Source organism: Acholeplasma equirhinis, from assembly GCF_017052655.1.
In the GTDB taxonomy this organism is placed as follows: domain Bacteria; phylum Bacillota_I; class Bacilli_A; order Acholeplasmatales; family Acholeplasmataceae; genus Acholeplasma; species Acholeplasma equirhinis.
Genome location: NZ_JAFIDC010000001.1, coordinates 411653 through 437044, shown reverse-complemented (window position 1 = coordinate 437044; position 25392 = coordinate 411653). Strand labels below are relative to the sequence as shown.

General features: G+C 31.0%; 22 protein-coding genes. 2 read left to right on the top strand and 20 right to left on the bottom strand.

Annotation, left to right across the window (positions count from 1 at the left end):
• Nucleotides 1–135 precede the first annotated feature (135 nt).
• From tig to JV173_RS01990, 6 genes are all read right to left on the bottom strand, one after another.
• Entirely contained in the window at nt 136–1419 is a 1284-nt protein-coding gene (gene tig, locus JV173_RS02015; RefSeq protein WP_205734624.1) for a trigger factor, read from the bottom strand.
• Between the two features lie 80 nt (nt 1420–1499).
• Nucleotides 1500–2294: an aldo/keto reductase family protein gene (locus JV173_RS02010; RefSeq protein WP_205734623.1), complete on the bottom strand. Its 795-nt coding sequence runs from the start codon at nt 2292–2294 to the stop codon at nt 1500–1502.
• 1 nt (nt 2295) lies between these two features.
• A complete protein-coding gene (locus tag JV173_RS02005; protein ID WP_205734622.1) occupies nt 2296–3174 on the bottom strand; it encodes a cation diffusion facilitator family transporter in 879 nt (292 codons plus the stop codon).
• Nucleotides 3171–4178 (bottom strand): processive diacylglycerol alpha-glucosyltransferase, encoded by a 1008-nt coding sequence (gene dgs / locus JV173_RS02000; RefSeq protein ID WP_205734621.1) that lies wholly within the window; start codon nt 4176–4178, stop codon nt 3171–3173. Before dgs ends, JV173_RS02005 begins: the two co-directional genes overlap by 4 nt.
• Before the next feature lie 20 nt (nt 4179–4198).
• On the bottom strand, nt 4199–5089 hold the full coding sequence (gene alsK, locus JV173_RS01995; protein ID WP_205734620.1) for an allose kinase: 891 nt from the start codon (nt 5087–5089) through the stop codon (nt 4199–4201).
• Nucleotides 5086–7050 carry an alpha-amylase family glycosyl hydrolase gene (locus JV173_RS01990; protein WP_205734619.1) on the bottom strand — a complete coding sequence of 655 codons (1965 nt, stop codon included), beginning with the start codon at nt 7048–7050 and terminating at the stop codon, nt 5086–5088. The genes alsK and JV173_RS01990 overlap by 4 nt, the downstream gene beginning before the upstream one ends.
• A gap of 76 nt (nt 7051–7126) precedes the next feature.
• Between JV173_RS01990 and JV173_RS01985 the strand changes: the two genes are divergently transcribed.
• Entirely contained in the window at nt 7127–8098 is a 972-nt protein-coding gene (locus tag JV173_RS01985) for a LacI family DNA-binding transcriptional regulator (protein WP_205734618.1), read from the top strand.
• A 16-nt stretch (nt 8099–8114) separates the two neighbouring features.
• Here the strand turns inward: JV173_RS01985 and glgB are convergent, their stop codons facing one another.
• Together glgB and JV173_RS01975 are read right to left on the bottom strand one after the other, a co-directional pair.
• A complete protein-coding gene (glgB, locus tag JV173_RS01980; protein ID WP_205734617.1) occupies nt 8115–9959 on the bottom strand; it encodes a 1,4-alpha-glucan branching protein GlgB in 1845 nt (614 codons plus the stop codon).
• Nucleotides 9960–10033: 74 nt separating this feature from the next.
• Nucleotides 10034–12409: a glycogen/starch/alpha-glucan phosphorylase gene (locus JV173_RS01975; RefSeq protein ID WP_205734616.1), complete on the bottom strand. Its 2376-nt coding sequence runs from the start codon at nt 12407–12409 to the stop codon at nt 10034–10036.
• A 164-nt stretch (nt 12410–12573) separates the two neighbouring features.
• Between JV173_RS01975 and JV173_RS01970 the strand changes: the two genes are divergently transcribed.
• A complete protein-coding gene (locus tag JV173_RS01970; RefSeq protein WP_205734615.1) occupies nt 12574–13338 on the top strand; it encodes a nucleotidyltransferase domain-containing protein in 765 nt (254 codons plus the stop codon).
• A 21-nt stretch (nt 13339–13359) separates the two neighbouring features.
• Here the strand turns inward: JV173_RS01970 and JV173_RS01965 are convergent, their stop codons facing one another.
• From JV173_RS01965 to JV173_RS01910, 12 genes are all read right to left on the bottom strand, one after another.
• Nucleotides 13360–13992 carry an NAD(P)-dependent oxidoreductase gene (locus JV173_RS01965; RefSeq protein WP_205734614.1) on the bottom strand — a complete coding sequence of 211 codons (633 nt, stop codon included), beginning with the start codon at nt 13990–13992 and terminating at the stop codon, nt 13360–13362.
• 68 nt (nt 13993–14060) lie between these two features.
• Nucleotides 14061–15092 (bottom strand): LLM class flavin-dependent oxidoreductase, encoded by a 1032-nt coding sequence (locus JV173_RS01960; protein ID WP_240453025.1) that lies wholly within the window; start codon nt 15090–15092, stop codon nt 14061–14063.
• A gap of 5 nt (nt 15093–15097) precedes the next feature.
• Nucleotides 15098–15883, bottom strand: a complete 786-nt coding sequence (locus tag JV173_RS01955) for a hypothetical protein (RefSeq protein ID WP_205734612.1) — start codon at nt 15881–15883, stop codon at nt 15098–15100.
• Between the two features lie 78 nt (nt 15884–15961).
• Nucleotides 15962–16564, bottom strand: a complete 603-nt coding sequence (locus JV173_RS01950; RefSeq protein ID WP_205734611.1) for a DUF2188 domain-containing protein — start codon at nt 16562–16564, stop codon at nt 15962–15964.
• 63 nt (nt 16565–16627) lie between these two features.
• Nucleotides 16628–16924: a DUF1294 domain-containing protein gene (locus tag JV173_RS01945; RefSeq protein ID WP_205734610.1), complete on the bottom strand. Its 297-nt coding sequence runs from the start codon at nt 16922–16924 to the stop codon at nt 16628–16630.
• A gap of 10 nt (nt 16925–16934) precedes the next feature.
• Nucleotides 16935–18491, bottom strand: a complete 1557-nt coding sequence (gene pruA / locus JV173_RS01940) for an L-glutamate gamma-semialdehyde dehydrogenase (protein ID WP_205734609.1) — start codon at nt 18489–18491, stop codon at nt 16935–16937.
• Nucleotides 18492–18501: 10 nt separating this feature from the next.
• Entirely contained in the window at nt 18502–19650 is a 1149-nt protein-coding gene (locus JV173_RS01935) for an NAD(P)/FAD-dependent oxidoreductase (protein WP_205734608.1), read from the bottom strand.
• Nucleotides 19643–19921, bottom strand: a complete 279-nt coding sequence (locus JV173_RS01930; RefSeq protein WP_205734607.1) for a (2Fe-2S)-binding protein — start codon at nt 19919–19921, stop codon at nt 19643–19645. Before JV173_RS01930 ends, JV173_RS01935 begins: the two co-directional genes overlap by 8 nt.
• On the bottom strand, nt 19914–20756 hold the full coding sequence (locus JV173_RS01925; RefSeq protein ID WP_205734606.1) for an FAD-dependent oxidoreductase: 843 nt from the start codon (nt 20754–20756) through the stop codon (nt 19914–19916). The genes JV173_RS01930 and JV173_RS01925 overlap by 8 nt, the downstream gene beginning before the upstream one ends.
• Complete coding sequence (locus JV173_RS01920) at nt 20743–21051, bottom strand: (2Fe-2S)-binding protein (RefSeq protein ID WP_205734605.1); 309 nt, start codon at nt 21049–21051, stop codon at nt 20743–20745. The genes JV173_RS01925 and JV173_RS01920 overlap by 14 nt, the downstream gene beginning before the upstream one ends.
• Before the next feature lie 77 nt (nt 21052–21128).
• Complete coding sequence (locus JV173_RS01915; RefSeq protein ID WP_205734604.1) at nt 21129–21509, bottom strand: iron chaperone; 381 nt, start codon at nt 21507–21509, stop codon at nt 21129–21131.
• A gap of 83 nt (nt 21510–21592) precedes the next feature.
• Complete coding sequence (locus JV173_RS01910) at nt 21593–25309, bottom strand: AAA domain-containing protein (RefSeq protein ID WP_205734603.1); 3717 nt, start codon at nt 25307–25309, stop codon at nt 21593–21595.
• Nucleotides 25310–25392: the final 83 nt, after the last annotated feature.

Sequence of the window (25392 nt, the reverse complement as noted above, 5' to 3'; positions counted from 1 at the left end):
CTTTCTCTAAGTGATATTCTATATTATATATTATAATACAAAATTGTCAATTAGCAATCATAATGCATGAGTGCCAATTTTTTATTATGTGAAATATTTGTAAATTAAAACCCCTAAGTTTTAGGGGTTTATGAATTATTTTTGAACAGCTGATTCAACTAAGAAGTTAAGTGCTTTTTCGAATGCGATATCGTTAGTTACTAAATCATCTGTAATGTACTTTTTGATTTCATCAACAGGCATCTTGTAAAGTTGAGCAAGTTCAGCGTAACGTGCTGATAATTCATCAACTGTCGCACCAAAGCCTTCTTTCTTAGCAACTGCTTCAATCACTAATGATTGTAGAACACGACGTTGAGCTTGTTCTTGTGCTTGTGCTTCGAATGATGCTTCATCAAGTCCAGATAATTGAATGTAAGTTTGTAAATCAAGTTGATATTGTTTAGCTTGATTTTCAATGTTTTTCTTGAAGTTCGCAACTTCTTGATCAAACATTTCTTGTGGAACATCTACTGATGCATTTGCTACGACTTTTTCAACAACTGATTCAGTTAATTGACTCTTAGCATCTTTTTCTTTTGCTTCAATCATATCGTTTGCAATTGCAGCTTCAAGTTCTGCAACTGTTGATACACCTTCACGGTTTAATGATTGAACGAATTCATCATTTAATTCTGCACCTTTTGAAACTTTGATTTCATGTAGTTTAACTTTAAATACTGCAGGTTTACCAGCTAAGTGTTCTGCACCGTATTGTTCTGGGAATGTGACATTTACATCACGTTCTTCGCCAGGTAATAAACCAATCATGCCTTCTTCGAATCCAGGGATAAATTGACCTGAACCAATTTCTAGTGAGAAGTTTTCAGCCTTACCACCTTCAAATGGCACACCATCTAAGAATCCTTCGAAATCAAAGATTGCAGTATCGCCTGTTTCTAAAGCACCTTCTGCTTTAGGTTCAAGTGAAGCACCACGTTTAAGTAAAGAATCAATTTCAGCTTTAACTTCTTCAGTTGAAACTGTAGTATCTACTTTAGCAACTTCGATACCTTTGTAATCTCCAAGTGTAACTTCTGGTTTAATAGCAACTTCGAATGAAATATCGAAATCCCCTTTACCAACTAAATCCCAGTTAAAATCAATATTTGATGGGTCTGATACGATTGTAAATTCTTTAACAGCTAAAGCGTCATCGAATTTGTGACCAATTGCATGATTTAATGCATCTGGATAAAGTGCATTTGCACCAAATTTCTTTTCATAGATAGCACGTGTAACATGACCTTTTCTGAAACCTTTGATTTCGATATCATCTTTAATATGATGGAATGCATGTTCTAATGCATGTTCGAATTCATGTGGTGTAACAGTAAATGTGAACTTTACACGGTTGCTTGATAATTTTTCAAATTTCATAGTGATCTCCTTCTAAACTATAACCTTATATATTATAACATGATAAAAAATAAAATGTGTTTCAAAACTTTAATCACAAATTATCCCTCAATTTCCTCAATATCCGCTTCATCTAATGCAAAATCAAAGATCTCAAGATTTTGTTTTTGTCTCTCTTTGTTATGACTCTTCGGTATCACAAGCACACCACGTTCAATTTGATATCTTAATAAGACCTGAGCCCAACTTTTTCCGTATTTAAGACCAATCTTTTCTAAAACTTCTTTATTTGGAACAGGATCTAACGGTCCCCATGCTTCTGGTAAGATTTGATTTTTTAAACAGAATTTAATTAATTCATGATTGAATTTTGCAGGATTAGATTCAATTTGATTAACCATTGGTTTAATTTTTGCATTTTCTATTAAATAGGTCAGTTGTTCTTCATTAAAGTTAGATACACCGATTGCTTTAAATAATCCTTTTTCGTAGGATCTTTCAAGATGTTGCCATACTTGAAGATTCTTCTCATTTTCACTGGGATGATGAATTAAATAAAGATCAATATAATCACCAACTTTTTCAATTGAGGTTTGAATAGATTTTTCAATGAGTAAATCCGTTCCAACATTTTCATCACGCATTGGAATTTTAGATGTGACGAAGATTTCCTCACGATTTAAACCGGATTCTTTAATTGATTTCCCAATAACTGCTTCGTTACGATAAGCAATAGCAGTATCAACTAATCGATAGCCATTTTCATATGCCCAAAGTAATTCTTTGGTATCCATGTTGATTTCTCCGTGGAAATCATTTCCTGCTTTTCCAAAGGTGTTGGTACCCATACCAACTTTTGGAATTTTTAATCCATTTGATAAGACAAAATATTCCATACTATTCTCCTTTTTTAACTGGGTTGACGTGAATCATGATATGAAGCACGAAAGGATATTTTTCTTCAATATGATCATGAACATCTTCCGATATTTGATGTGCACTTTTTAAAGATAAACGATCATCAACACCAATTTCAGCATCAATATAGAGATAATTGACGTGTTTTCGCATTTTTAACATATCAATTGAAATCACACCTGAAATTGATTTAATTTCATTTCTAATTTCCGTATATGTATCTTTATCCGGTGCTTCATCAACGATAAATGAAATACCTTCCTTGATGAGTTTAAAACCTGCAAATAAAATAAATCCTGCAATGACAATTGCAACATAGTGTTCAGATTCTAAATTAAATGTTGTTGCTAACAATACTGAAACTAATACTAAACTAGATACTAAAATATCTGTCATATGATTAACAGTTTCTGCTTTTAATGCCGGGGTTTTATATTTTTTAAGTCCATATAAGTTAAGACCAGCAAGTCCTAATTTAACAACTACTGATATGAATGCAAAAACGACAACTTCACTTGTCGGTAATTGATGTGTATTATTGATAATTTGTATCAAGCTTTCAAATCCAATAAATCCACCAGTTGCAAAAACAATGACACCAAGTAAAAGATACATAATACCTTCATACTTTTGATGGCCATACGGGTGATTCATATCTGCTGCTTTACTTGCAACTTTCAGTGTGATAATCATACCGATTGAAATAATGATATCACTCATGGAATTAAATCCATCCGATACCATGGATGCAGATTTATATAGATATCCAAAAGTTAATTTGCTTGCCGTAAGTAAAACGTTAACAAATAAACTCATATATACAATTCTGATTACTTGATTTTTTAAGTGTCTTTTCATCGTGTGTTCTTTTTCATTTCTAATACTTTTTCATATGCTGCTTTTAATTCAATACCAACTTTTTCGATTGAACGTTCCTCAACGATTTTATAACCTTCATCTACGACAGACTGAACATCATTTTTACATAATGATTCAATCATCATCTTGAACTCATAATTGTTATGTCCTTTAAATACGTGTTTCTTGTCAAATAACCAATCGTAATAAACAGGAATATCACGAATAATGATTGGTAATCGAGATGCTAGAGCTTCAAGAACAACAATGCCTTCTGTTTCTTCATAACTTGGGAAGAACATACAGGTTGCACCTTGGAATGCACCTTTCATGACATCACCTTCGACATAACCAGCCATAATCACATTTTTAGGTTTACGTTTAATGGCTTTTCTGATGAAGTGTGTCATCATATAACCCGGTAATCCACCAAACCAAATAAATGTCACATCGGGTAATGTTCTTGCAACTTCTATAAAATCATGGATACCTTTACGTTCAAAAAGTAATCCAACACCGATAACTACCTTTTGATCAGGTTTTAAATTAAAACGCTCTCTAAATGCTTGAATTTTCTTTTCATCATGCGCATAATCAGGTAAATGGATACCATTTGAAATCGCGAGTACAGGTGCTTTAACAACATGCATCGATTCAATTAAGAATTTTGAATATCTCGTCGGTGTGATGATTAAATCTGCATCACGATAAATGTTTTGTAAATGTTTGTAGAAAAATGGTGCAATAAAACGCCACATAGCGAAACTTCTTCTGAAGTCTTGCACTGTGGAATGTCCATGGACAATCACAGGATATTTCTTTCTAAACTGACGAATAACTTTAGAATGTGCTATATTAACATGAACCAAATCATATGTATCCTTTGGATCAGTCGTATATTCAATACCAACAGATTCTAAAGCTTTCTTTTGATGATAAAAAGCACGGCCAATGCCAGATCTTTTTAACATACTTTGTTTTTGAGAGTATAGTAAGACCTTCATAGAAAGCTCCTTTGTAAAATTTATTTTGTTAAATTTTTTAAATATCTTTCTGCATATATAGTTGCACCAAGAATACCAGATTTAACATCTGCTTGTGCATAATACACTTTAAAATTATCTTTTGTTAATTTACTAAATAAGTTTTTCTTAATTAAACTTTCTAAGTAGTCTTTTGGAAATTGCTCGCTCATAATCACACCACCACCTAAAATGATGGTAGGAATATCAAGAATAGTAATTTCTGTTGCAATATAAAAAGCTAAGATATGTAAATATATTTGAATTTCTTTTGAATTGAAATGATCAACAAATAATGATTCAAATGGTGAATCTGCAAAATTTTTCTTATGAATTTCAATTAAGTTAAAGCCTGATACCAGTTGTTCTAAATCCGGTTGTTTTTCAGCATCAAATTCAATTCCTGATGCATAAGCCGGTACATGACCAATCTCACCAGCAGCACCAAATTCACCTTGATAGAGTTCACCTTTAATACGGATAGCATTTCCAAATCCAGTTCCAAGATAAAATCCTAAAACAGATTTATTCTTATCTATACCAAAGAAATCTGCATCATACATTAATAAGACATTGACGTCATTTCCAATAACAATAGGAATAGAAAGTTCTTTTTCTAAATCCATTAGATATGAACCTTCAAAACGGCGTTCATTCGGTGTATGCAGTACAGTTCTTGTTTCTTGATCGACTAAACCAGGAAAACCTAAAGAAATGGCCTTAATTTGACCTTTTGCCTTGTGTTTTTCAACATATTGTTTTAATAGATTTGATAGTTCAGGAGCATACTTACTTGAAGCATATTTTTCTTCATGTAAGATATTTAAATTTTCATCAACTAAACCCATACGAATGTTGGTTCCACCAACATCTACACCAATGTAATAACTCATGATTTTTTACCTAACTTCTTTCTTACAATATAAACACCTGGTTTATCTAAAATTAATAACCCATTGTCTTTCTTAACACGTTGCGAATTAAAGATTAAATCACCATCTACTTTTAAAGTGGATGATTTGAAGTCATTTTTTAAGTAATGTTCTAAAATATAACCATCACCTTTTAAAGCATAGTAGATGTAATCTTCCAAGATTGCAGTTTGAACTTCCTTTTTAGGGTATTTATCCATACGATAAAGTTTGTATTTTTTACGTAATCTTAAAATCTTCTTAAATTTTGAAATACTACTATAATCATACCATCTTATAGCATTGATGTCATCTGAACTTTGATATGAATTTTCTTCACCAAACTTCGTACGATACATTTCTTGCCCTGCATGATAGAATGGTACACCTATAGAAATGGCAATTAGATGATTCACAAAATCTTGATACATCTTCTTTTTAACTTCATCTTTATAATTAAAAGCAAGCGTATCAAAGAATGTCATATTGTCATGACATTCCACATAGTTTAATGACTTAGTCGGTAAATTAAACATGTGACTTGAACCAGTTAAACCTAACAATACTTTCTCAAAGTCATGTTTAGACCCTGTTGCATAACCAAGTTGTGTCGTGTGTAATGGACCTTTAAATAAGTTTCTATAAAAATCATTGAAATGTCCAATTTTTGGCATCAAATGTTGATTATTCATATTACTTCTTAAATTCTTGTTAATTGCAGAATCCATATTCCAACCTTCACCATATAAAATGATTGAAGGATTAATTTTTCTTAAAATCATTTCAGCTTGATTTAATGTATCAACATCCATTAAACCCATTAAGTCAAAACGGAAACCATCGACTTTATAATTCTTAACAAAATGAACAAGTGAGTCAATAATTAATCGACGAACCATATAATTTGTCGTTTCAACATCATTTTCTAAATAACATGAATGTGTTGGTTGGAAGTGACGATCGTGTCTGAAAAAGTATCCTGGAACTAATTGATCATATGGGAATAATGCGCGTTCGTATACATGGTTATAGACTACATCCATGACAATACCTAAATTTAATTTATGTGCCTCATCGACTAAATTTCTAAATTCATTGATTCGCATATAAGGATCATTTGGATCTTTAGAATACCAACCTTCAACTGCAAAATATTGCATTGGGTTATAACCCCAGTTGTATGCTTTTTCTTTATTTATATCGTCTACACCATAAAAGTCAAAAACAGGTAACAATTGTAAGTGTGTAATTCCTAAATTTTTAATATAACCTAAAACAGATGTTCCAAGCGATGGTGCAGGTTGACTTAAACCATCAAATAGCCCTTTATCAATCACATCTAAATGAATGGTCATATCTCTGACATGACCTTCATAAATAACTGCATCTGTATATTTTTTTAATGGTACATAATCAAAAATTTGTTTATTTAACTTAGCTGGATCAATAATAATTGAATCCGTTAAATTAGCAGCAACTGTATATGGGTCTTTCACATCAGCAAATTGGTCAACAAGTCTTACGCGATAAACATATGGTTTGCCTTCTAAATCCCCTTCTACTTTTGCTGTCCAAACAGGTTCTTCATAAGACATTTCATATGGTATTCCATCAATGACCACAAACATTTCTTTTGCAACAGGTGAAAAGACAAAAAACTCAGTGTATGATTTTTGATAGTTCACACCAAGCGGTCCATCATATCGGAACTTTTTATCAAAACTTTTTAATAATGTAACGACTCCAATTCCAAGTGGATATTTAACTTCATTGATCCAAATATGATCAACTTTTTGTAGATTTAACGGTTTATCTACTTTAAAATATTGATTACCATCTTCATTTTTTGACCAATAAAGTTGGTAACTTTCTATACCGATAGACCAGATATATTCTTTTGATTCAATTCTAACTAAATTGAAATCATCAATAAATGCTTTCATGATGAGACTCTCTTTCTTTTAATGTCTTTAACTTTTAATTGAATATGATAAAATGAATGTGTTAGGGAGGAATACAATGAAACCTACCATTAAAGATGTTGCTAAAAAAGCAAATGTATCAATTTCAACCGTATCTCGCGTGATTAACCGTAAAGGTTATGTGCATGAAGAAACTAAAGATTTGATTGAAAAGACAATTAAGGATTTAGGCTTTGTACCTAATCAACTTGCAAGAAGCTTAACGAATCGTTCATCTAAAATTATTGCAGTAATTGTCCCACATATTGGACCTTACTTTTATGGTGAACTTTTAGAATCTATCGAAGCTCAAGCACAAGCAAATGGTTATAAAATCATGTTCTTTAACGTTCAAGATGATCCTGAACGCGAACTTGAATATATCAAATTCTTTGAACAATATAATATTGAAGGGATTATCATTGCATCTAATTTCCAAAACGCTTCAAAACTTGATGAAATGAAAGTACCAATTATTACGATTGACCACATCCTAGATGAAAACATTCCATCAATCACAGCTGACTCTGTCAAAGCTGGTGAACTTGCTGCGAAACGTTTAATCAAAGGTGGTGCGAAGAATCTTGCAGTATTCCGTGGACCTTCATTTTTAATGACAACCATTGAAAGAACGCTTGGTTTTAATAAGGAACTTAAGAAACATGGTCTTCATGCTGATGTCTTCGACTTCGATTTAATTTCACCAGACGTGAAATTAATTGAACAAATTTTAAAAGCTAATCCACACATTGATGGTATCTTTGCTTACTCTGATACCTTAGCACTAGTTATTTCTTCTGTCTTACAAAAACTTGGTAAGAAAATTCCAGAAGATGTCCAAATTATTGGTTATGATAACACACCATTCTGTGCTTGGGTAAACCCACCAATGACCTCAATCAGTCAACCAATTAATCTTTTAGGTAAACAAGCATTTATCAACCTTACAAGACTTATTCGAGGTGTTGAACTTGATACTCTTCATGAAGTCATGGATGTTGAACTCGTTGAAAGAAAATCAACCAAATAGGAAACCGATCGATTTCCTATTTTTTATGTCGTAGGATTAAACCTGTTAAACTACCTAATTTAACTTTGATATGGTAAGGTTGGCCATTTCTACCTTCAGGGATTGCTTTAATAAGTGCACCATTATATTGGTTACCACCTGCATAAATATCCTTATCTGAATTTAATATTTCTTCATAATAACCATCAAAAGGTACACCTATTTCATAGTGATCATAAAATACTGGTGTCATATTTAAAACAACTACCAAGTCCTCTAAATCACTACTTCTAAGATATGCAAATACTGAAGAATCTCTGTGATCAACAATTAACCATTTAAATCCTTTTTCATTGTGGTCATATCGATATAATGCATCGTGATGACGATAAACTAAAGCTAAATCTCTAAAATATCTTTTTGCAGCATCATGAATTGGATATTGAAGTAAATTCCAATCTAATTCTTTTTTAAAATCCCATTCTGCAACTTGTGCAAATTCTTGACCCATAAATAGTAATTTCTTACCTGGATGAGTCATATAAAGTGTCATTAATAATCGCCAGTTTCTAAACCTATCTTCATATGTTCCTGGCATTCTTGTTAATAATGTACCTTTCATATGAACAACTTCATCATGACTAAATGGCAAAATGAATTGTTCATTGAACGCGTAAACTAAACCAAATGTAATCTTATCGTGATGATACTTTCTATGAATCGGATCTTCTTTAAAATATTTTAAAGTATCATTCATGAACCCCATATTCCATTTATAATTAAATCCAAGCCCTCCAACATCTGTTGGCCAAGTTACTCTAGGATAATCTGTTGAATCTTCTGCAGCAAAAATGATTCTGTCATCTTTTGCGAATAAATGATTTGAAATTTCCTTTACAAATTGAATTGCTCCGCTATTTTCACCCATATCTTTATTTCCAAGGTGATAAATTAAATTAGAGACTGCATCAATTCTAAATCCATCTACATGGAAGTAATCTACCCAAAAATTTAGAGCAGATAACATAAAACTTTTCGTAATACCTTTATTAAAATCTAAATTTGCGGTACCCCAAGTGATATTTTCCCTCACTTTTTTGTTTTCAAATTCATATAAATATGAACCATCAAATTTATGTAATCCAAAACTATCTTTATTGATATGACCTAAAACCCAGTCAATAATGACACCAATTCCTGCTTGATGACAACGATCAATAAAATACATTAAATCTTTTGGTACACCATAACGTGATGTTGCTGCAAAGAATCCTGTACCTTGATAGCCCCATGAATCATCTAACGGATGCTCATATATTGGCATTAATTCAATATGAGTAAAACCATGTTCTTTTACATATGAGATTAGATCATCTACAACTTCGTTATATTTTCTAAATTTACCATGATCTCGTTTCCATGAACCTAAGTGAACTTCATAGATCAACATTGGTTCTTGATAAACTTTTTTCTTTAACCTAAACCAATCCTGATCATGCCATTGATATCCATCGATATCATATACTTTAGATGCATTTGCAGGTCTTTCTTCTGCAAAATAAGCAAATGGATCCGATTTGTAAAGTACTTTTCCGTTATTTAAATGAATTTCATATCGGTATGTTACCCATTCTAAATTTCTTGGAATCGTGATTGACCATATACCTTGAGGGTGAATTTTAGTTAAAACATGTTTCCAACCTTCAAAGTTATTATCACTTGAGATGAGTCTAACTTCTTTAGCGTTTGGTGCATAAACTGTGAATGTTGTTGATACAACTTCACCCTGCTCATTTTTATTCAAATGTGAACCTAAAAAATCATATGCTAAATAGTTTTTTCCGAGTAGATATAAATCAACATGTTCGTTTGTATATCCCATTTAAAGACCCCCTTTGATCCTTACTTTTATTTTACCTTATTTTAAGAAAGAAAAACTGCCTAGTGGCAGTTTATTCAAAATGTAATAGGCGTTAGATGCCAAATGTCTTCATTATATTGAGCAATTGTTCTGTCAGATGTAAAGAATCCAGCATTTGCAATATTCATTATTGACATTCTCCACCAAGTTTTGGCATCTTGATAAAGTTTGTTTGCTTTAGCTTGTGCTTCAACATAACTCGCAAAGTCAGCCATAACTAAGAAGTAATCACTGTTTAATAAGTTATGTAAAATAAAATCAAAATGTGTTGGGTTACTATTTAATGTTCTAATGAATTCAAAGATATCTCTTAAACGTTTATCTTCATCATAGTATTTTCTAGGTTTGTAACCATTATTCTTATAAAGAGTTGTAACTTCTTCTGCAGACATACCGAAGATTACAGCATTTTCTTTTCCTGCTTGTTCAACAATTTCAACATTGGCACCATCCATCGTACCAATTGTAACAGCTCCGTTTAACATAAACTTCATGTTACCAGTACCTGATGCTTCTTTTGAAGCAGTTGAAATTTGTTCTGAAAGGTCAGCAGCTGGGAATAAGAATTCTGCATATGTTACATTGTAGTTTTCAACAAATACAACTTTTAACAATTCATTTGTATCTTTATCATTGTTAATAACTTTTGAAGCAGCATTTATTAATTCAATAATACCTTTAGCCATGTGATATGATGGTGCTGCTTTTGCACCAAAGATAAAGTTTTGTGGATGGAAATTCTTTTTGAACTCAGCATCTTTCTTTAATCTTAAGTACAGGTAAATGATATGTAAGATGTTTAATAATTGACGTTTGTATTCATGCAGACGTTTAATTTGGATATCAAAGATTGCATTTTCATTTAACATTACACCAGTATCTTCATAAATACGTTTAATTAAAATACGTTTCTTAGTCAATTTCATATCTTTAATTTGTGATTGAACTTTCGCATCATTCGCGTATTTTTCTAACCCTTTAATTAAAGATAAGTCTTTTTGCCACTTAGAACCTAGTAAGCTATCAATAATAGATGTTAATTCTGGATTAATGTGAAGTAACCATCTACGGTGAGTAATACCGTTTGTTTTATTATTGAATTTTTCTGGATATAATTGATAGAAATCATTCAATTCAATTTTCTTTAATATATCTGTGTGTAATGCAGCAACACCATTTACTGAGAATGATGCATTAATACAAATATTCGCCATACGAACATTGTTCACACCGATTAATTGCATGCGATAAATCTTCTCTTGTGAATAACCTTTTGAAACTAACTCTGCAATAAAACGTTTGTTCATTTCAGCAATAATTTCATAAATTCTAGGTAATAATCTTCTAAAAATCTTAATATTCCACTTTTCTAGAGCTTCTGCTAAGATAGTGTGATTTGTGTATGCACATGTTTTATTAACAATTTGCCATGCTTCATCATAACCTAAACCTTCTTCATCCATCAAGACTCTCATAAGTTCAGGAATAATTAATGTTGGGTGTGTATCATTAATTTGGAATGTATAGTAATCAGCTAAACTACGCACATCACGTCCTAAACGTTTGTGTTCATTGATTGCTGATTTAATTCCAGCAGCACTGAATAAATATTGTTGTTGTAATCTTAGTAATTTACCATCTTCAGTAGAATCATCTGGATATAGTGAATCCGTGATGTTCTTAACCATATTTAAATAAGCTTGATCTTGATAATGGTATTTCTTTGAAGGTTCTGTTGACCAAAGTCTTAAATGTGTAACAACACCATTTTGTGCACCAACAACTTTTACATCGTAAGGTATAGCACGAACCCATACAGGATCAATTAAACGAATGTTTTCAACGTAACCAAAGAATGGCACTTCGACAGCTTCGTCTTCTTTTTTCTCTTCCCATATGAATGGTCTTTCTAACCAGTTATCAGGATATTCAACTTGTTTATTATTTTCAATTTTTTGTACAAAGAATCCATGTTGATATCTTAAAGAATTACCATATAATGGTAATGAAAGTGATGCAGCTGAGTCTAAGAAACAAGCAGCAAGTCTACCTAAACCACCATTTCCAAGTCCAGCATCTGATTCTGTTTGTTCAATTTCATTTAGATCGTAACCCCAATCTTTAAATGCTTCTTTAACGACTGATGCATAACCAGCATTCATTAAATTTGAAGTGATTAAACGACCCATTAAAAATTCCATTGAGAAATAAATAGTTTTCTTTAAGTTATTTTTTTCTACATATTCAGTAGTACTTCTATAATCAGTTTTTAAATGTGTATCTAAAATTGATGCAAGTGTTGCATAACGTTCATAAAGGGTTGCATTTTCTATTTTTTTAGCAAATAAATGATTTAATGCAAGTACATAAGCACCTTTAAACGTCTCTTTATTTTCGAAGATATGATTCATTATTTTGTTCCTTTCTTCTTGTGCTATCAAACACTCTTATTTTATCATAGATAAAGATGTCACTTTTTATGCAACCGTTTACATTATAGTATACAACTACCAAAATATAGGTATAATCAAATTATAGGGGAAAAAATACCACAATTTGGGGGCTAAGGATAAATATGAAACATAACTTAATGAAACGACTTGATGAAATTGCACGCTCTTTATCAAAATATGAAGAAACTGTTGCTTTAATTGGATTAGGATCTGTTGGCATTGATACGGACCGATTGGATCAATATTCTGATATCGACTTTTTCGTAATTGTTAAAGATGGTTATAGTGAGCAATTTATTAAGAATTTAGGCTGGTTAAATGAAGCATATCCACTTGCATACAGTTTCTACAATACAACTGAAGGATGCAAGATATTATTCGAGGATGGAGTTTATGGAGAATATGCAGTATTCTCTGAAACCAGACTCAAAGAAATTGATTTAGTTGATGCGAGATTGCACTGGGTAAAACCTGGTTCTAATTTTGACTTTAAACCAACACTAAATCCTACTAAGAAATATGGTTCAATTGATTATGCATTCAATGAGGCACTAACAAACATCTATGTTGGACTTAACAGATATTTAAGAGGTGAATTACTCTCTGCACATACATTCATTCAAGGTCATGCACTTAATAATGTTTTATCTGTGCTTCCACTTATCGAACCAGAAATGGTTAAAGGGGATTTCTATACACCAACTAGAAGATTAGAAAAAAGATTCCCTCAATTTGCACAAGTCATTTCTAAAGTTTTAGTCGGTTATAAAAATACACCAGATGCAGCAATGAGTTTACTTGCATATATGACGACTTATGCAGATCTAAATCCAAGAATGGTAAAAGAAATCGAAAGTTTATATGAACAAACAAAAAAGAATGGATAAAACCCATTCTTTTTTTCTTAATTAAATATTACAAATTGTTAATCGTTTATGAATATTATTCAGTTGAATAGCTTGTTCTACAATAAATTTAGCAAGATCCGCAACTGTAATTTGTGACTTACCCTTTGAATTGTAGAGCATATAGTCTCCACCAACATTATAACTTTCGTGCGTATCAAAAGGTAAAATTTCCGCTGCAGGTGAAATGAATGTCCAAGGGAAAGTTAAATCTTTTCTGAGTACATCTAGTAAATCAAATGAACCTTTTACCTTATCTTTCCATTCAGCTGAAATTTGTGTAATAGCTGAATCACCATTTGATAAGAGTAAAGATGATGCACCACCAACAACTATCAATCGTTTTTCTAATTTCTTAACAACATTGATGATGTGCTTGGAACCTTCCATAAATTCCTGATATAAATTAGGGTTTGTCCATCCTGCATTATAACTTGAGATGATTAGATCTGCCTTTTTAAGAACTTCATGCAGTTTTATTTCATCAAATACATCACAATGCACAACTTCTAATCGTGGATGATTATCAAACTTACCTGAACGTGAAATTGCATAAACATAATGATTTTTAAAAAGTGAAGCTGAAACGATTGCTCTACCAACGAACCCGGATGCTCCGATAATTGCTATATTCATAAAATCACCTCTTTATAATTACATTTTAACATGTAGTTATAAAAAAAGCGCAAATGAAAGCGCTTAATTTATTTCAATAATTCCTTAACTTTTGGAACGACTTGTAATCCAAAAACTTCAATTGACTTTAAAACATCTTGATGTGGCATATACGAACCTGGTGTGTGGAGTAAGAATCGATTAATACCTAAATCTTTCATTGTCTTGGCTATCTTTTTAGCGACAAAGTCAACATCTCCAACATAAAGTGGACCATATTGAATAGAGTTTAAATAATGTTGTTTAGTATAAATCCCCCAACCACGTTCTTGACCGAGTTTTGAAAACGCAGCGTGATGTGGTTCATAATATCTATTAACTAACTCTTCTGGATTTTCATCAGTTACAATCCCGTGTGAATGCACTCCGATTTCCATTTCGTTCATATCATGACCAGCTTCTAAATAAAAATGTTTATATAAATCAACAAGTGGTTTAAATCGAATGGGTTCGCCACCAATAATAGCAAACACAATCGGTAAACCAAGTTTTGCTGCACGTATCACAGATGTTTGTGTGCCACCAACTGCAATGCTTACCTTTAGTTTACTTTGAACTGAACGCGGATAAACCGGTTCACCATTTAGTTTTTGTGTGTGTTTTCCACCTGGCCATTTGACATGTTCTGCTTCACGAACCCTTAATAACATTTCAAGTTTTTCACTAAACAATGTATTGTAATCTTCTAATGCATAACCAAAGAGTGGGAACGATTCAATAAATGAGCCTCGTCCTGCCATAATTTCTGCACGTCCATCAGTAAGGATATCTAAAGTCGCAAACTCTTGATAAATTCTGACTGGATCTTCTGAAGAAAGTACTGTAACTGCACTGCCTAGATGAATTTTTTTAGTTAATTTTGCGGCAGCTGCTAGAATGGTTTGTGGACTTGATGCAGCATAATCCATTCTATGATGTTCACCAATACCATAATAATTTAATCCTACTTTATCAGCTAAAACAATCTCTTCAATAGATTGATTGATTCTTTCAGCATGCGTTGTCATTCCAGTTTTAGGATCTACACCGATTTCAAGAAAGGTCGTTAAACCAAAAGTCATTTCTTTCAATTATTTAATCTCCTTTTTGCAACTAATTTAGCTTTAGGATGATTTACTAAGTTGGTGCCTAACATACCAGGTAAGATTAAAGTTGGATCATAAATTCCTTTTCTAAAATCACTTATAAACTGCAACTCTTTTTCATTAAAGTTAATAATTTCATTTAAGAAAGGATGATACTTTTTATCAACGAAATTGAGCACATCTAGTGATAACCCAAAATCTGATAATCCATAATAAAACGCAATCATCTTTCGTATAAATGGATATTGTTGAGGCATGATTTTTTGATTATCAATAATTGATTTTAGATACAAGGTATTTTTATTACCTTGAAATAATGATAAAAAGTAGATTGCATAATTTTCTAACGTAGATAAACAATTTAAATGTAAATCAGTGAACATTTCATCTTTTCTTGCAAAATATTCAGGTCCTAAAATATGTCTTCTATTTAAATAATCAAAAGTTAATGTAAATTTTGTTTGATCTGTTTGATCAACAACTAAAAATCTATCGAGTGAACCTGTAATTTGACTCTTTTTTAAATCAACTGCAAAATTTTTCTTTAATAAAATAATCGGTAAAAGTTCATTGATTTTATTTCTTAAGTTATTTACCTCATTGATATCAACATCTGAATGAAAATCAAAATCAAGTTGTACTGTTTGAAGATTGATATCTTTGACTAAAAACTGAAGTGCAGAATCTCCTTTAAGTTTCAAGTTTCCAAAGACCTCTTCACTGTCAAATGCATAAAGGATATCACCTAAACGTTGTAATTTTTTCATATTTGAATAACCTTCCAAATCCATGATGTATACTCATTTTACCATAGCAAAATAAAATCCTCCTTTTGGAGGATTCATTTAATCTTTCTTAGAATAATCTTGTTTTCTGATTGATCCATCTTTTTTGTGAATTACAATTGATGAATCTTGATTTTCTGCTAATTTTTCAGCGTAGGCAATCGCTTCTTTTTGAGTTTTGAAATACTTGATTGTCTTTTGAGAACCTTCTTTTCTTACACGCCACCAATTTGCATATTCACTATCATCATCTTTATTTTGTGAAATATGATATTTTGCAACTTTTTTCTTAGCAGATTTTTCCTTTTTTTCAGCAGTTTCTTCATCAAGTTCTTCTGAATCATCAGCTTTCGGTGTCTCTTTTACTGGTTCTGCCTTTGGCGTTTCTTTGACTGGTTCTGCCTTTGGTTCTTCTTTTTTAGTCTCAACTTTAGGTTCGGCTTTTACTTCTTCTTTTTTAGTTTCTGCCTTAACCTCGGCTTTTTGTTCCAATTTCACATCTGTTTGTGGTTTTGATGCTGGAACTTGTTTTGGTGCTTTTTTACCTTTAGGTTTTAAAAGAACAGCAAGTAAAACAATAACTAAAAACAATGCTGCTGCAACGATTGCGATTTCTTGCCAACCCCAACCTGAAAAATCTAATCCCGTTTCAAATACTAACATAACTAATCCCTCCTATTAACTTTGTTAATTCTATTTTAATACATTTTTCAAAAAAAGCCATTTTTAGCTTAGAAAAGCACTAAAATCCGGTAAAAGTAAGTTTAAAATCACGACATGTAGTACAAATGATGCCCAATTAACTAAAACAAAGTACCAATGTTTAGTTTTATGTCTAACCAAATACATGCCAAGTAAGCCACCCATTGATCCTAATAAAAAACTTGATAGTAAGAGTGTTTTTTCGCTAATTCTTCTCTTATTTTTTTCTGCTTTAACTTTATCTGTCTTATAAAGAATAAATGTTACAAGCGACATAATAAACCAAAGAACAACATAAATATAAATAATATATGGATGCATCATTTACTCCTTAAAACATTTCTGAGATGGTTTTAGCTTGCATATGGAGTATTAAATAATCAGGTCCACCTGCTTTTGAGTCTGTACCACTCATATTAAAACCACCAAATGGTTGATAACCTACAATTGCACCAGTACATTTACGGTTTAAATATAGATTACCTACTTCGAAATGTTTTCTTGCCTTTTCTAAATTTTCTCTATTATTTGAAATTACTGAACCTGTTAAACCATATTCAGTCGAATTTGCAATTTCAAGTGCTTCATCAAATGTTTTAAATTTGGTAATACCTAAGACTGGTCCAAAGATCTCTTCTTGCATAATTCTAGAATCTTTCTTAAGGTCCTTAATAATCGTTGGTTCGATAAAGTAACCTTTAGACTTATCGTTAGTACCACCAAATACTAATTTACCTTCTTTTTTACCAATTTCAATGTATGAAGTTATTTTATTAAATGCATTATCATCATTAACTGGTCCAACAAAAGTATCCTTAAGTTCTGCCGCACCAACTTTATAAGTTTTTGTAATATTTACTAACTTTTCTATGAATGAATCATACACTTTTTCATGAACAATTGCACGACTTGCTGCAGAACATTTTTGACCTGCAAATGAGAATGCCGCTTTTGCTACTTCACTAGCTGCAAAATCCAAATCACAATCCTCATCAATAATCATTGCATCCTTACCACCCATTTCTGCAATAACACGCTTCAACCATTTTTGTCCAGGTTGAACGACTGCAGCTTTTTCATAGATTCTAACGCCAACTGCCTTTGAACCGGTAAATGATACAAATCTTACCTTTGGATGAGTTACGATATATTCTCCAACTTCAATAGCATCACCTGGTATAAACTGAACAATACCATCTGGTAGTCCAGCCTCTTTTAATACTTCCATAAATTTATACGCAATCACTTGTGTTGTAACTGCAGGTTTTAATAATACTGTATTACCTGTAACAACTGCTGCGGTTGTCATCCCTGCTAAGATTGCAAGTGGAAAATTCCAAGGTGTAATGACAGCACACACACCAAGTGGTTTATAAACATATTCATTTCTTTCAATATCCTTTCTAGAAAGAATATGCTTGTCTTTTTCCATCACATCATAAATTGAACGTGCATAGTATTCTAAGAAGTCAATAGCCTCAGCAGTATCCGCATCCGCTTCTGCCCAAGGTTTACCTGCTTCTAAAGCTAGAAGTGATGAAAATTCAAACTTTCTTTTTCTAATAATTGAAGCTGACTTAAATAAAATATCAGCACGCATTTTATAATCAGTTAATTTCCAAGTTTCAAAATTTCTTAATGCACTTTCAATTGCTAGGTCAACTTCAAATTTACCAGCTTGGTGAATCATACCGATCACTTCACTATGATTGCTTGGATTAAATGATTTTAATAGGTTATCTGTTTCTATTTTCTTTCCATCTACAAGTAGTGGATAAGTTTTACCAAGATAAGATCTAACAGTTTTTATACCCTCTTCAAATTTCTTTATATTTGATTCAATTGTAAAGTCAACTAACTTTTCTGTTTCGTATGGATAATATGCCATAAGTCCTCCTTTAGACAAATGAAAGTTCATTTATTTTTAATTCGTTTTTAAATCTTTCTAAACTCAAATCTTTTAAATCAATACCTTCAATTGAAGATTTTTGATTAAGTACTAAATCTCTAATTAATAGTCCTGTTGCTGGTGCAATCATAAATCCACGTCCAGAGAACCCACATGCAACAATTAAATTTTTCACATCTGTTTTTGAAATAATTGGTGAACGATCTGGTGACATGTCATAGCTACCTGCCCATTGTCTTTGCACACGCACATTACCAATTCCTGGTAGTACCTCTAAAACTGTTTTTGAAATATTTTCTAAAAATTCTACTGTTGATGTTTGATCATGACTTGACTCTAAATGTTTACCACCTTGTCCCATAATAAGTGGTCCATGTGGAACTTGTTGAATATAAAAGTTTTTTGAAAAACTCATGACCATTGGACCTAAGATCGGTTTTACCGGTTCAGTTGCAAGTATTTCATGTTTTTCAGGGTAAACTGGTACATCAACACCTGCCATATTGGCAATTTCTTTTGAATAACTTCCAGCACAGTTGATAACATAATCTACATAATAGGTTTCTTTATTTGTAACAACTGCTTTAATTTCTTGATATGTCATTTTTAAATCAAGAATTTCTTCAAAAAATTTAAAAATAACACCTTGTTTTAAACACTTCAAATAAAATGCTTGACTTACTTTAAATGGGTTTAAATGACCATCAAGTTTACAATAAGTTGCACTATAGAAACTATCTAAATTAAGTAGTGGTGCTATTTTTCTAGTTTCTTCTTTATTTAATAATTGACTTGGAATACCAAGTTCATTTTGAAGTTTTACATTCTTTTTAAATTGTTCATGTTCATTTTCATCTGATGCAAGTATTAAATAACCTTGTTGTTTAAATTCTAAACTATCCTTAAAGTCTAAATGAGTTTCACCTTTTTCAAAAAATTCAACCGAATACTTAGATAATAAAATGTTTAATTGCGTACTCCATTGAGTACGAATCCCCGCACCATTTCTGCCTGTTGCACCATTCATGAAATAACCTTTATCAATCACAGTGACTTCAAATTCAGGTATAAAAGATAAGTGATAAGCTGCAGATAATCCTGAGATACCTGCACCAATAATTAAGATTTTTTTATTCATTGTAATCCCCTTTAGCAAGCGCATTAAGTGGAATTGTTGATAAATTGGGTCTTTGCTTAATACCTTTAATTTCTGATTTGGGTTTTCCAGTAAACTTATGAATTTCTTCAATCACTAAATGAATACAATCTCTACCTTGACAAGGACCCATGCCAACACGAGTTAACCTTTTGATATCCTCTACTGTCGTAAAACCCAATTCTAAACAACGTTGGATGTCTTTTAAAGTGATATCTTCATATTTACAAATAATCGTATGCGATTTATCCATTAGATTCACCTAACCTTTTATAGATTACATTGACAGTTTCTTTCGCTTCCTCAATGTTTTCATGAATCTTTTTCATACCAGATAAATTACCTGCAACAAAGACACCATTGATACTTGTTTGATGATTTTCTAATTTAGGTTTATATGCATCATAAAATGAGTCATATTCCATTTCTGCATCAAGCATATTCAAAAGTTCTTTTGCTGGTAATAAACCGCCACAAACAACTAAAAAATCAGCTTTATATTCACCTTTTGAAGTTCTTACACCTTCAAACTTATCCTTACCAAATGCTTCAATTAAATCATTTGGATCGATGACTTCAACAATTTTAATTTCAGCTATTTCTAAATACATCTTTACAAGTTCAGTAAATGAACTTCCTAAAATTATCGCTTCATTACCTGGTTTAATACCGTATAAATTAAGTAATTCAATCGTGGTAATGACACCGAAAATATTTGGTAAATCATTATTAGGGAATGCGATTGTCTTTTGATAGGTACCAGTTGTAACCAAAATGGATTTAGCTTGAACTTTAACAAAATCTTCACCATTTGTTGCAGTTACCACCAAATCTGTATAAATAGCTGCAACTGAGTGATTCGTTAATATATCAACTTTTGTAAAATCTAAATCTTTTAACAGTACTTCAAGGAGTTCTTGTCCATTTTGATTATAACTTTTCATTTTATGTGCAATGAGTCTTGTCTTACCACCTAATGTAAACCCTTGTTCAATAATGATTGCATTCATGCTTAACTTTGTAGCTTCTATCGCTGCAGCTATACCTGCAACACCTCCACCAATAATGACTAAATCATAACTTTTCATGATGCGTCACCTTTTTCCTAAAAACTTTCATTTCAGGTTCTAATCTTCTACTACATGTCTTTACATTCTCAATTCCATCAACAGTCATCTGACATGAGCCATCACAAAAATCTGTTGAACATGAATATCCTCTCGGACGATTCGTTTTTCTTCCATATGAAAATACAAAAACACCATTCGCAATTAATGCACTTGCAATGGTATCCCCTTCTAATCCTTCCATTTTCTTATTTTCAAAATAGAAGGTTATGATATTTTTTTTCTTCTGTAAGTTTTGATTGTTTTGTATCCTCATTGTAATCCCCTAAAATAATACTCTTATTTTACCATAGAATATTTTGAGGTCTATTTAAATGAAAAGAGAGCGTTTATTTACGCTCTCCAAAACTTATCATAACCCATTTTATCTTTGATGTTAAAGTCAATGATACGCTTTAATAATGTATAGTTAACAGGTTCTTTATATTTTATTCTAAATAATTGTGAAGTTTCTTCATAACCAGCCATGATTATTTCATCTCTAAAATATGTCATAGCCTTTAACTCAGGTGCAATTGACATATGATTTTTCAATGTACTAACTGCAAGAATAAAAGTACCTTGATGAATAAACATAGGTTGATTCCATTTCATTTCTAATTTCAATTCTGGATATTCATTTTTAATGAAATTAATCACTTCTAAAAATGCATGCTTTTTATAGTCTTCTTTAATCAGATTTACATACTGATCAAAATTTTCAATATATCCCATTTTACACCTCAAAATTTAAATTTCTCTCATGATATCATAGTTAAAGCTACATAGATATTAACATGCTTGAGTTTAAGACATCATCATGACTTATCAAGTGATTTAATGAGGTCTTTTATCTGTTTTATTTCCTTTTGAGGGTTTGTATACCAATTTGATTCAAAAACACGGTAAATAGACCAATTTCTCGATTTGAGATATTTATCTTGATGAATTAAATCCCTACGTGCATTTAAATTGTCATAATTTAAATCACAGATGATACCTAAGATAAATGACTCGTCTTTCGGTTTTTTAATACCTAAACTAATCTTATTTTTTCCTATACCTACTTGTTCTTCAACAATATACCCTAATTTTTCAAGACGTAATTTGATGTCTTTTGCCATTAAATTTTTAAGCGCTTCTTTTGTCTCTTGTTCTGTTTCATATAATTGATTTAATATTTCCTTTGTCATTTCATCATTCTTATTTGAAACAAAGTAACAATATCTCATGAAATCTTTTAATAGTTTTGGACCAGTAGAAATTAGATCATCTACTTTGAACTCCTCTGGATATAAACTTGAAACAAAATATATTTTCTTCTTTGCTCGTGTAATCGCAACATTTAATCTATTTTGACCACCCTCATGATTTAACCAACCAAAACGACGCATCAGTCTACCATCTTTACCTTTTGCATAGCCCATTGAAAAGATAATAATATCTCTTTCATCACCTTGAACATTTTCAATGTTCTTGATAAAAAGTGAAGTGTCTTCATTATCATCTTTTCTAAACATTTCTTGTTCAAATTGTTTTTGATAGACACCTTTTTTAAAAAGTTCTTGGTCTACTAAATTTTCAATTGCATCTCTTTGAGTACTATTAAAAGTAATCACGCCAATTGATTCATTATGTTTTCTTGTTTTAAAAATTGATTTAATGACATCAACGACAGCTTTAGCTTCAACTACATTTTTTCTTGAATCGAAGGTTGCATTTTTAACATATACATATTCAATTGGAGGTTCAGGTGCATGTTTTTGATTTGGTGAAATAATAAGTTTTGCATCATAAAATGCATGATTACTAAATGCAATCAATTCTTCATATTGACTTCTGTAATGATAATTTAATAAAGCTTCTTTAAACCGATATCTTGCAAGGTCAAGTAAACTTTTTGCATCCATTGATACATCTTTTAAGACCTCATCTTCATAAAATTCATCCTCATCTTCAACACGTCCAAAACCTAATGAAGATGGACGTAATTGTTTTGGATCACCTGCGATTACAACTTTCTTAGCACGATATATTGCTGGTATACCTTTTTCCACATACATTTGACTCGCTTCGTCAAAAATAACTAAATCAAACATACCATGTTGAAGTGGTAAAATTGCAGAAACTACCTCAGGTGTCATCATCCATAATCTAATATGATTCATTGATTCTAATAAATATGTATCAATAAATGCCTTAACACTTGGTTTACTTGTTGATTCTAAAATACGTTTAATATCCATGATTCTTCTTGTATTTGAAAATGCAAGAGCTTGTTTATAAAGTTCCATTTCAAAACTTTCATTTGATAACTGCATTTTTTCATGCATTAAAAATTCAAGCTGTGTTAACTTTTCTTTATATTCATTAATTATGTATAAATGCTTTTGATTGTTTGCAATAAATTCTTCTAGATAACCTGAATAAAACGCATCAAATAAATATGTTCTAAGTTTTGAAATATCTTCAATATTTTGAAAAACAGGATCAAATAAAACCATTTTTAAAAATGTTTTTTGATTGTTGTTAAGTGCGTTAAATTGGAAGAAATATTTGTCTAAGTTATTGATGTTTTCTAAAATATATTGATGTACTTTATCACTTTTTACTAAGGTATTTAGATACGTCTTATCCAAAGTTTTTTTATGTGTCATAAAACCTAAAGTCATTGAATGATTTTTGATAAACTTTTTCGTAAGACTGCGACGTTTAAAGAAACCTTTATGATGCAATGCATCTTTATAACCTAAATAACTTTCATGGAAATCTTTAAACTCTAATTTAGAACTTCTAGAAATTTTTGTATCCAATTTTAATATCCAAGAATTTTCAAAGTAAATTTTTCCTAAATCTAGAAATTTTCTAAAGTGTGTGTCTGTATCAAATACATTTTCTAAATCATTAATAAGTTCAAAATTAGCATTTTTATAGTATTTATTAAAAGTTTGATGCACGATTTTAGGTGTTAAAGTTTCATGCATATCTTTATCTTTAATATATCGTTCAAATACTTTATTAAGCGAAATACCATCTACTTTTGTGTCATAAAGTAATTTTAATGACTGATCCATATCAGTGACTAATGCCTTAATCTTTTGGTCTAAAGCATATTGGTCGTTATTTAAAGTTCGAATTGGAACTTCGGGTTCTAAAAACTTCTTCAATTTCTCATAAAAATCTTGTTTATTTTCTGCATCATCTATAAACATTGCGTATTTACTTGCACGTTTTAATCTAGAATAGATGACATCCAGTGCAACTTTCTTTTCTGATACAACTAAAACATTTTCACCCTTTAATATAGATGCAGCAATTAAAGATGTAATTGTTTGACTTTTACCCGTACCTGGAGGTCCCCAAATAACAACCTTTTTTTCTTTTGAAAGCAGTTCTATTACTTTTTCTTGTGAGTAGTTTAAGTCATTAATATATGTAATTTTACCTTCATCAATTGGATCTTTTGAAACTTGGAGTTCTAGATTCTTTTCTGCTAAAAATAAAGCTTGTTCATCAATTAACCCTTCTAATAATTCATTATATTTATTAGATGAAAGAATTTGTTCCATATCACGTTGAATACTTGATGAATACAATTTAAATCTTGATAAAGTAACATAAGGTTTAATCGAAAAATTCTTTTTATTTAATGATTTTGAAAATTCATCTTTCAATTCACTCTTAAACTGGATAAATTCACTTGTTTCTATGTCGTCTATGATAATACCGTGTTTTTGATAATATGGTATGACAACTTCTTTTAATATTTTGTCATTAAATATTTCAAGATTAGGCATATCTGAATCAATCTTACTCTTTTCCATTTTTGATGAAAGTAAAATTAAATCACGGTTAAATAAGATATCTCTTTCATTATCTTTTTTAATCGAAAAAGTTCTTAATGTTCTTTCTAATTTAACAGGAAAATATAACAACGGTGCTTTAATTGGAAACTTTTCTTTAGAATACATACCTTCTATAAATGGATAAGCAATATAAAGATTATAGGCACCAGATTCTCTATAGTTTTTATTCACTTCACGATATAACTTCGTAATATGTTGATCTAAATTATCCTTAGATAATTGTAATCTTAGATTTTTAACTCTTGAATTTGATAAGAAGTCACTTATTTCACTTTTATTATCAATTTCTGTTAAATCAAATGAATGAATATGTTCAATTCGACCTAAATATAAGTTTGGATTAGATTTAGAAATATCTGCAAGTCTATCTTTATAGTGATGGAGTACTTTATAAGCTGATTTAGATACTTTAATTGATTTGGTCACTTTTGTTCGGTGATTTTTAAGCAACTCTAAAAACTTATCACCATATTTTTCAATAAAATTTGAATCAAGACCTGAGATTGCTTCAAAGTCGGTCAATTTCACAGGTTTTTTATCAGAAATTTCAGATAATGCTTGATCTGTACAAATCTCTGGTGTATCACCATAAATAGCAGTAGCTTCAAATCTTAACGCTTCTCTAAGTTGATCAAGTTCTTCAAGTAAGTCGTTTTTCTTTAGTGCCATATCAATCACCTCTAGTTTTATCTTAACATGATAGAGCTGTATTTAACATTTAGATTACAAGAATATTTTTTTATTATAAAAAA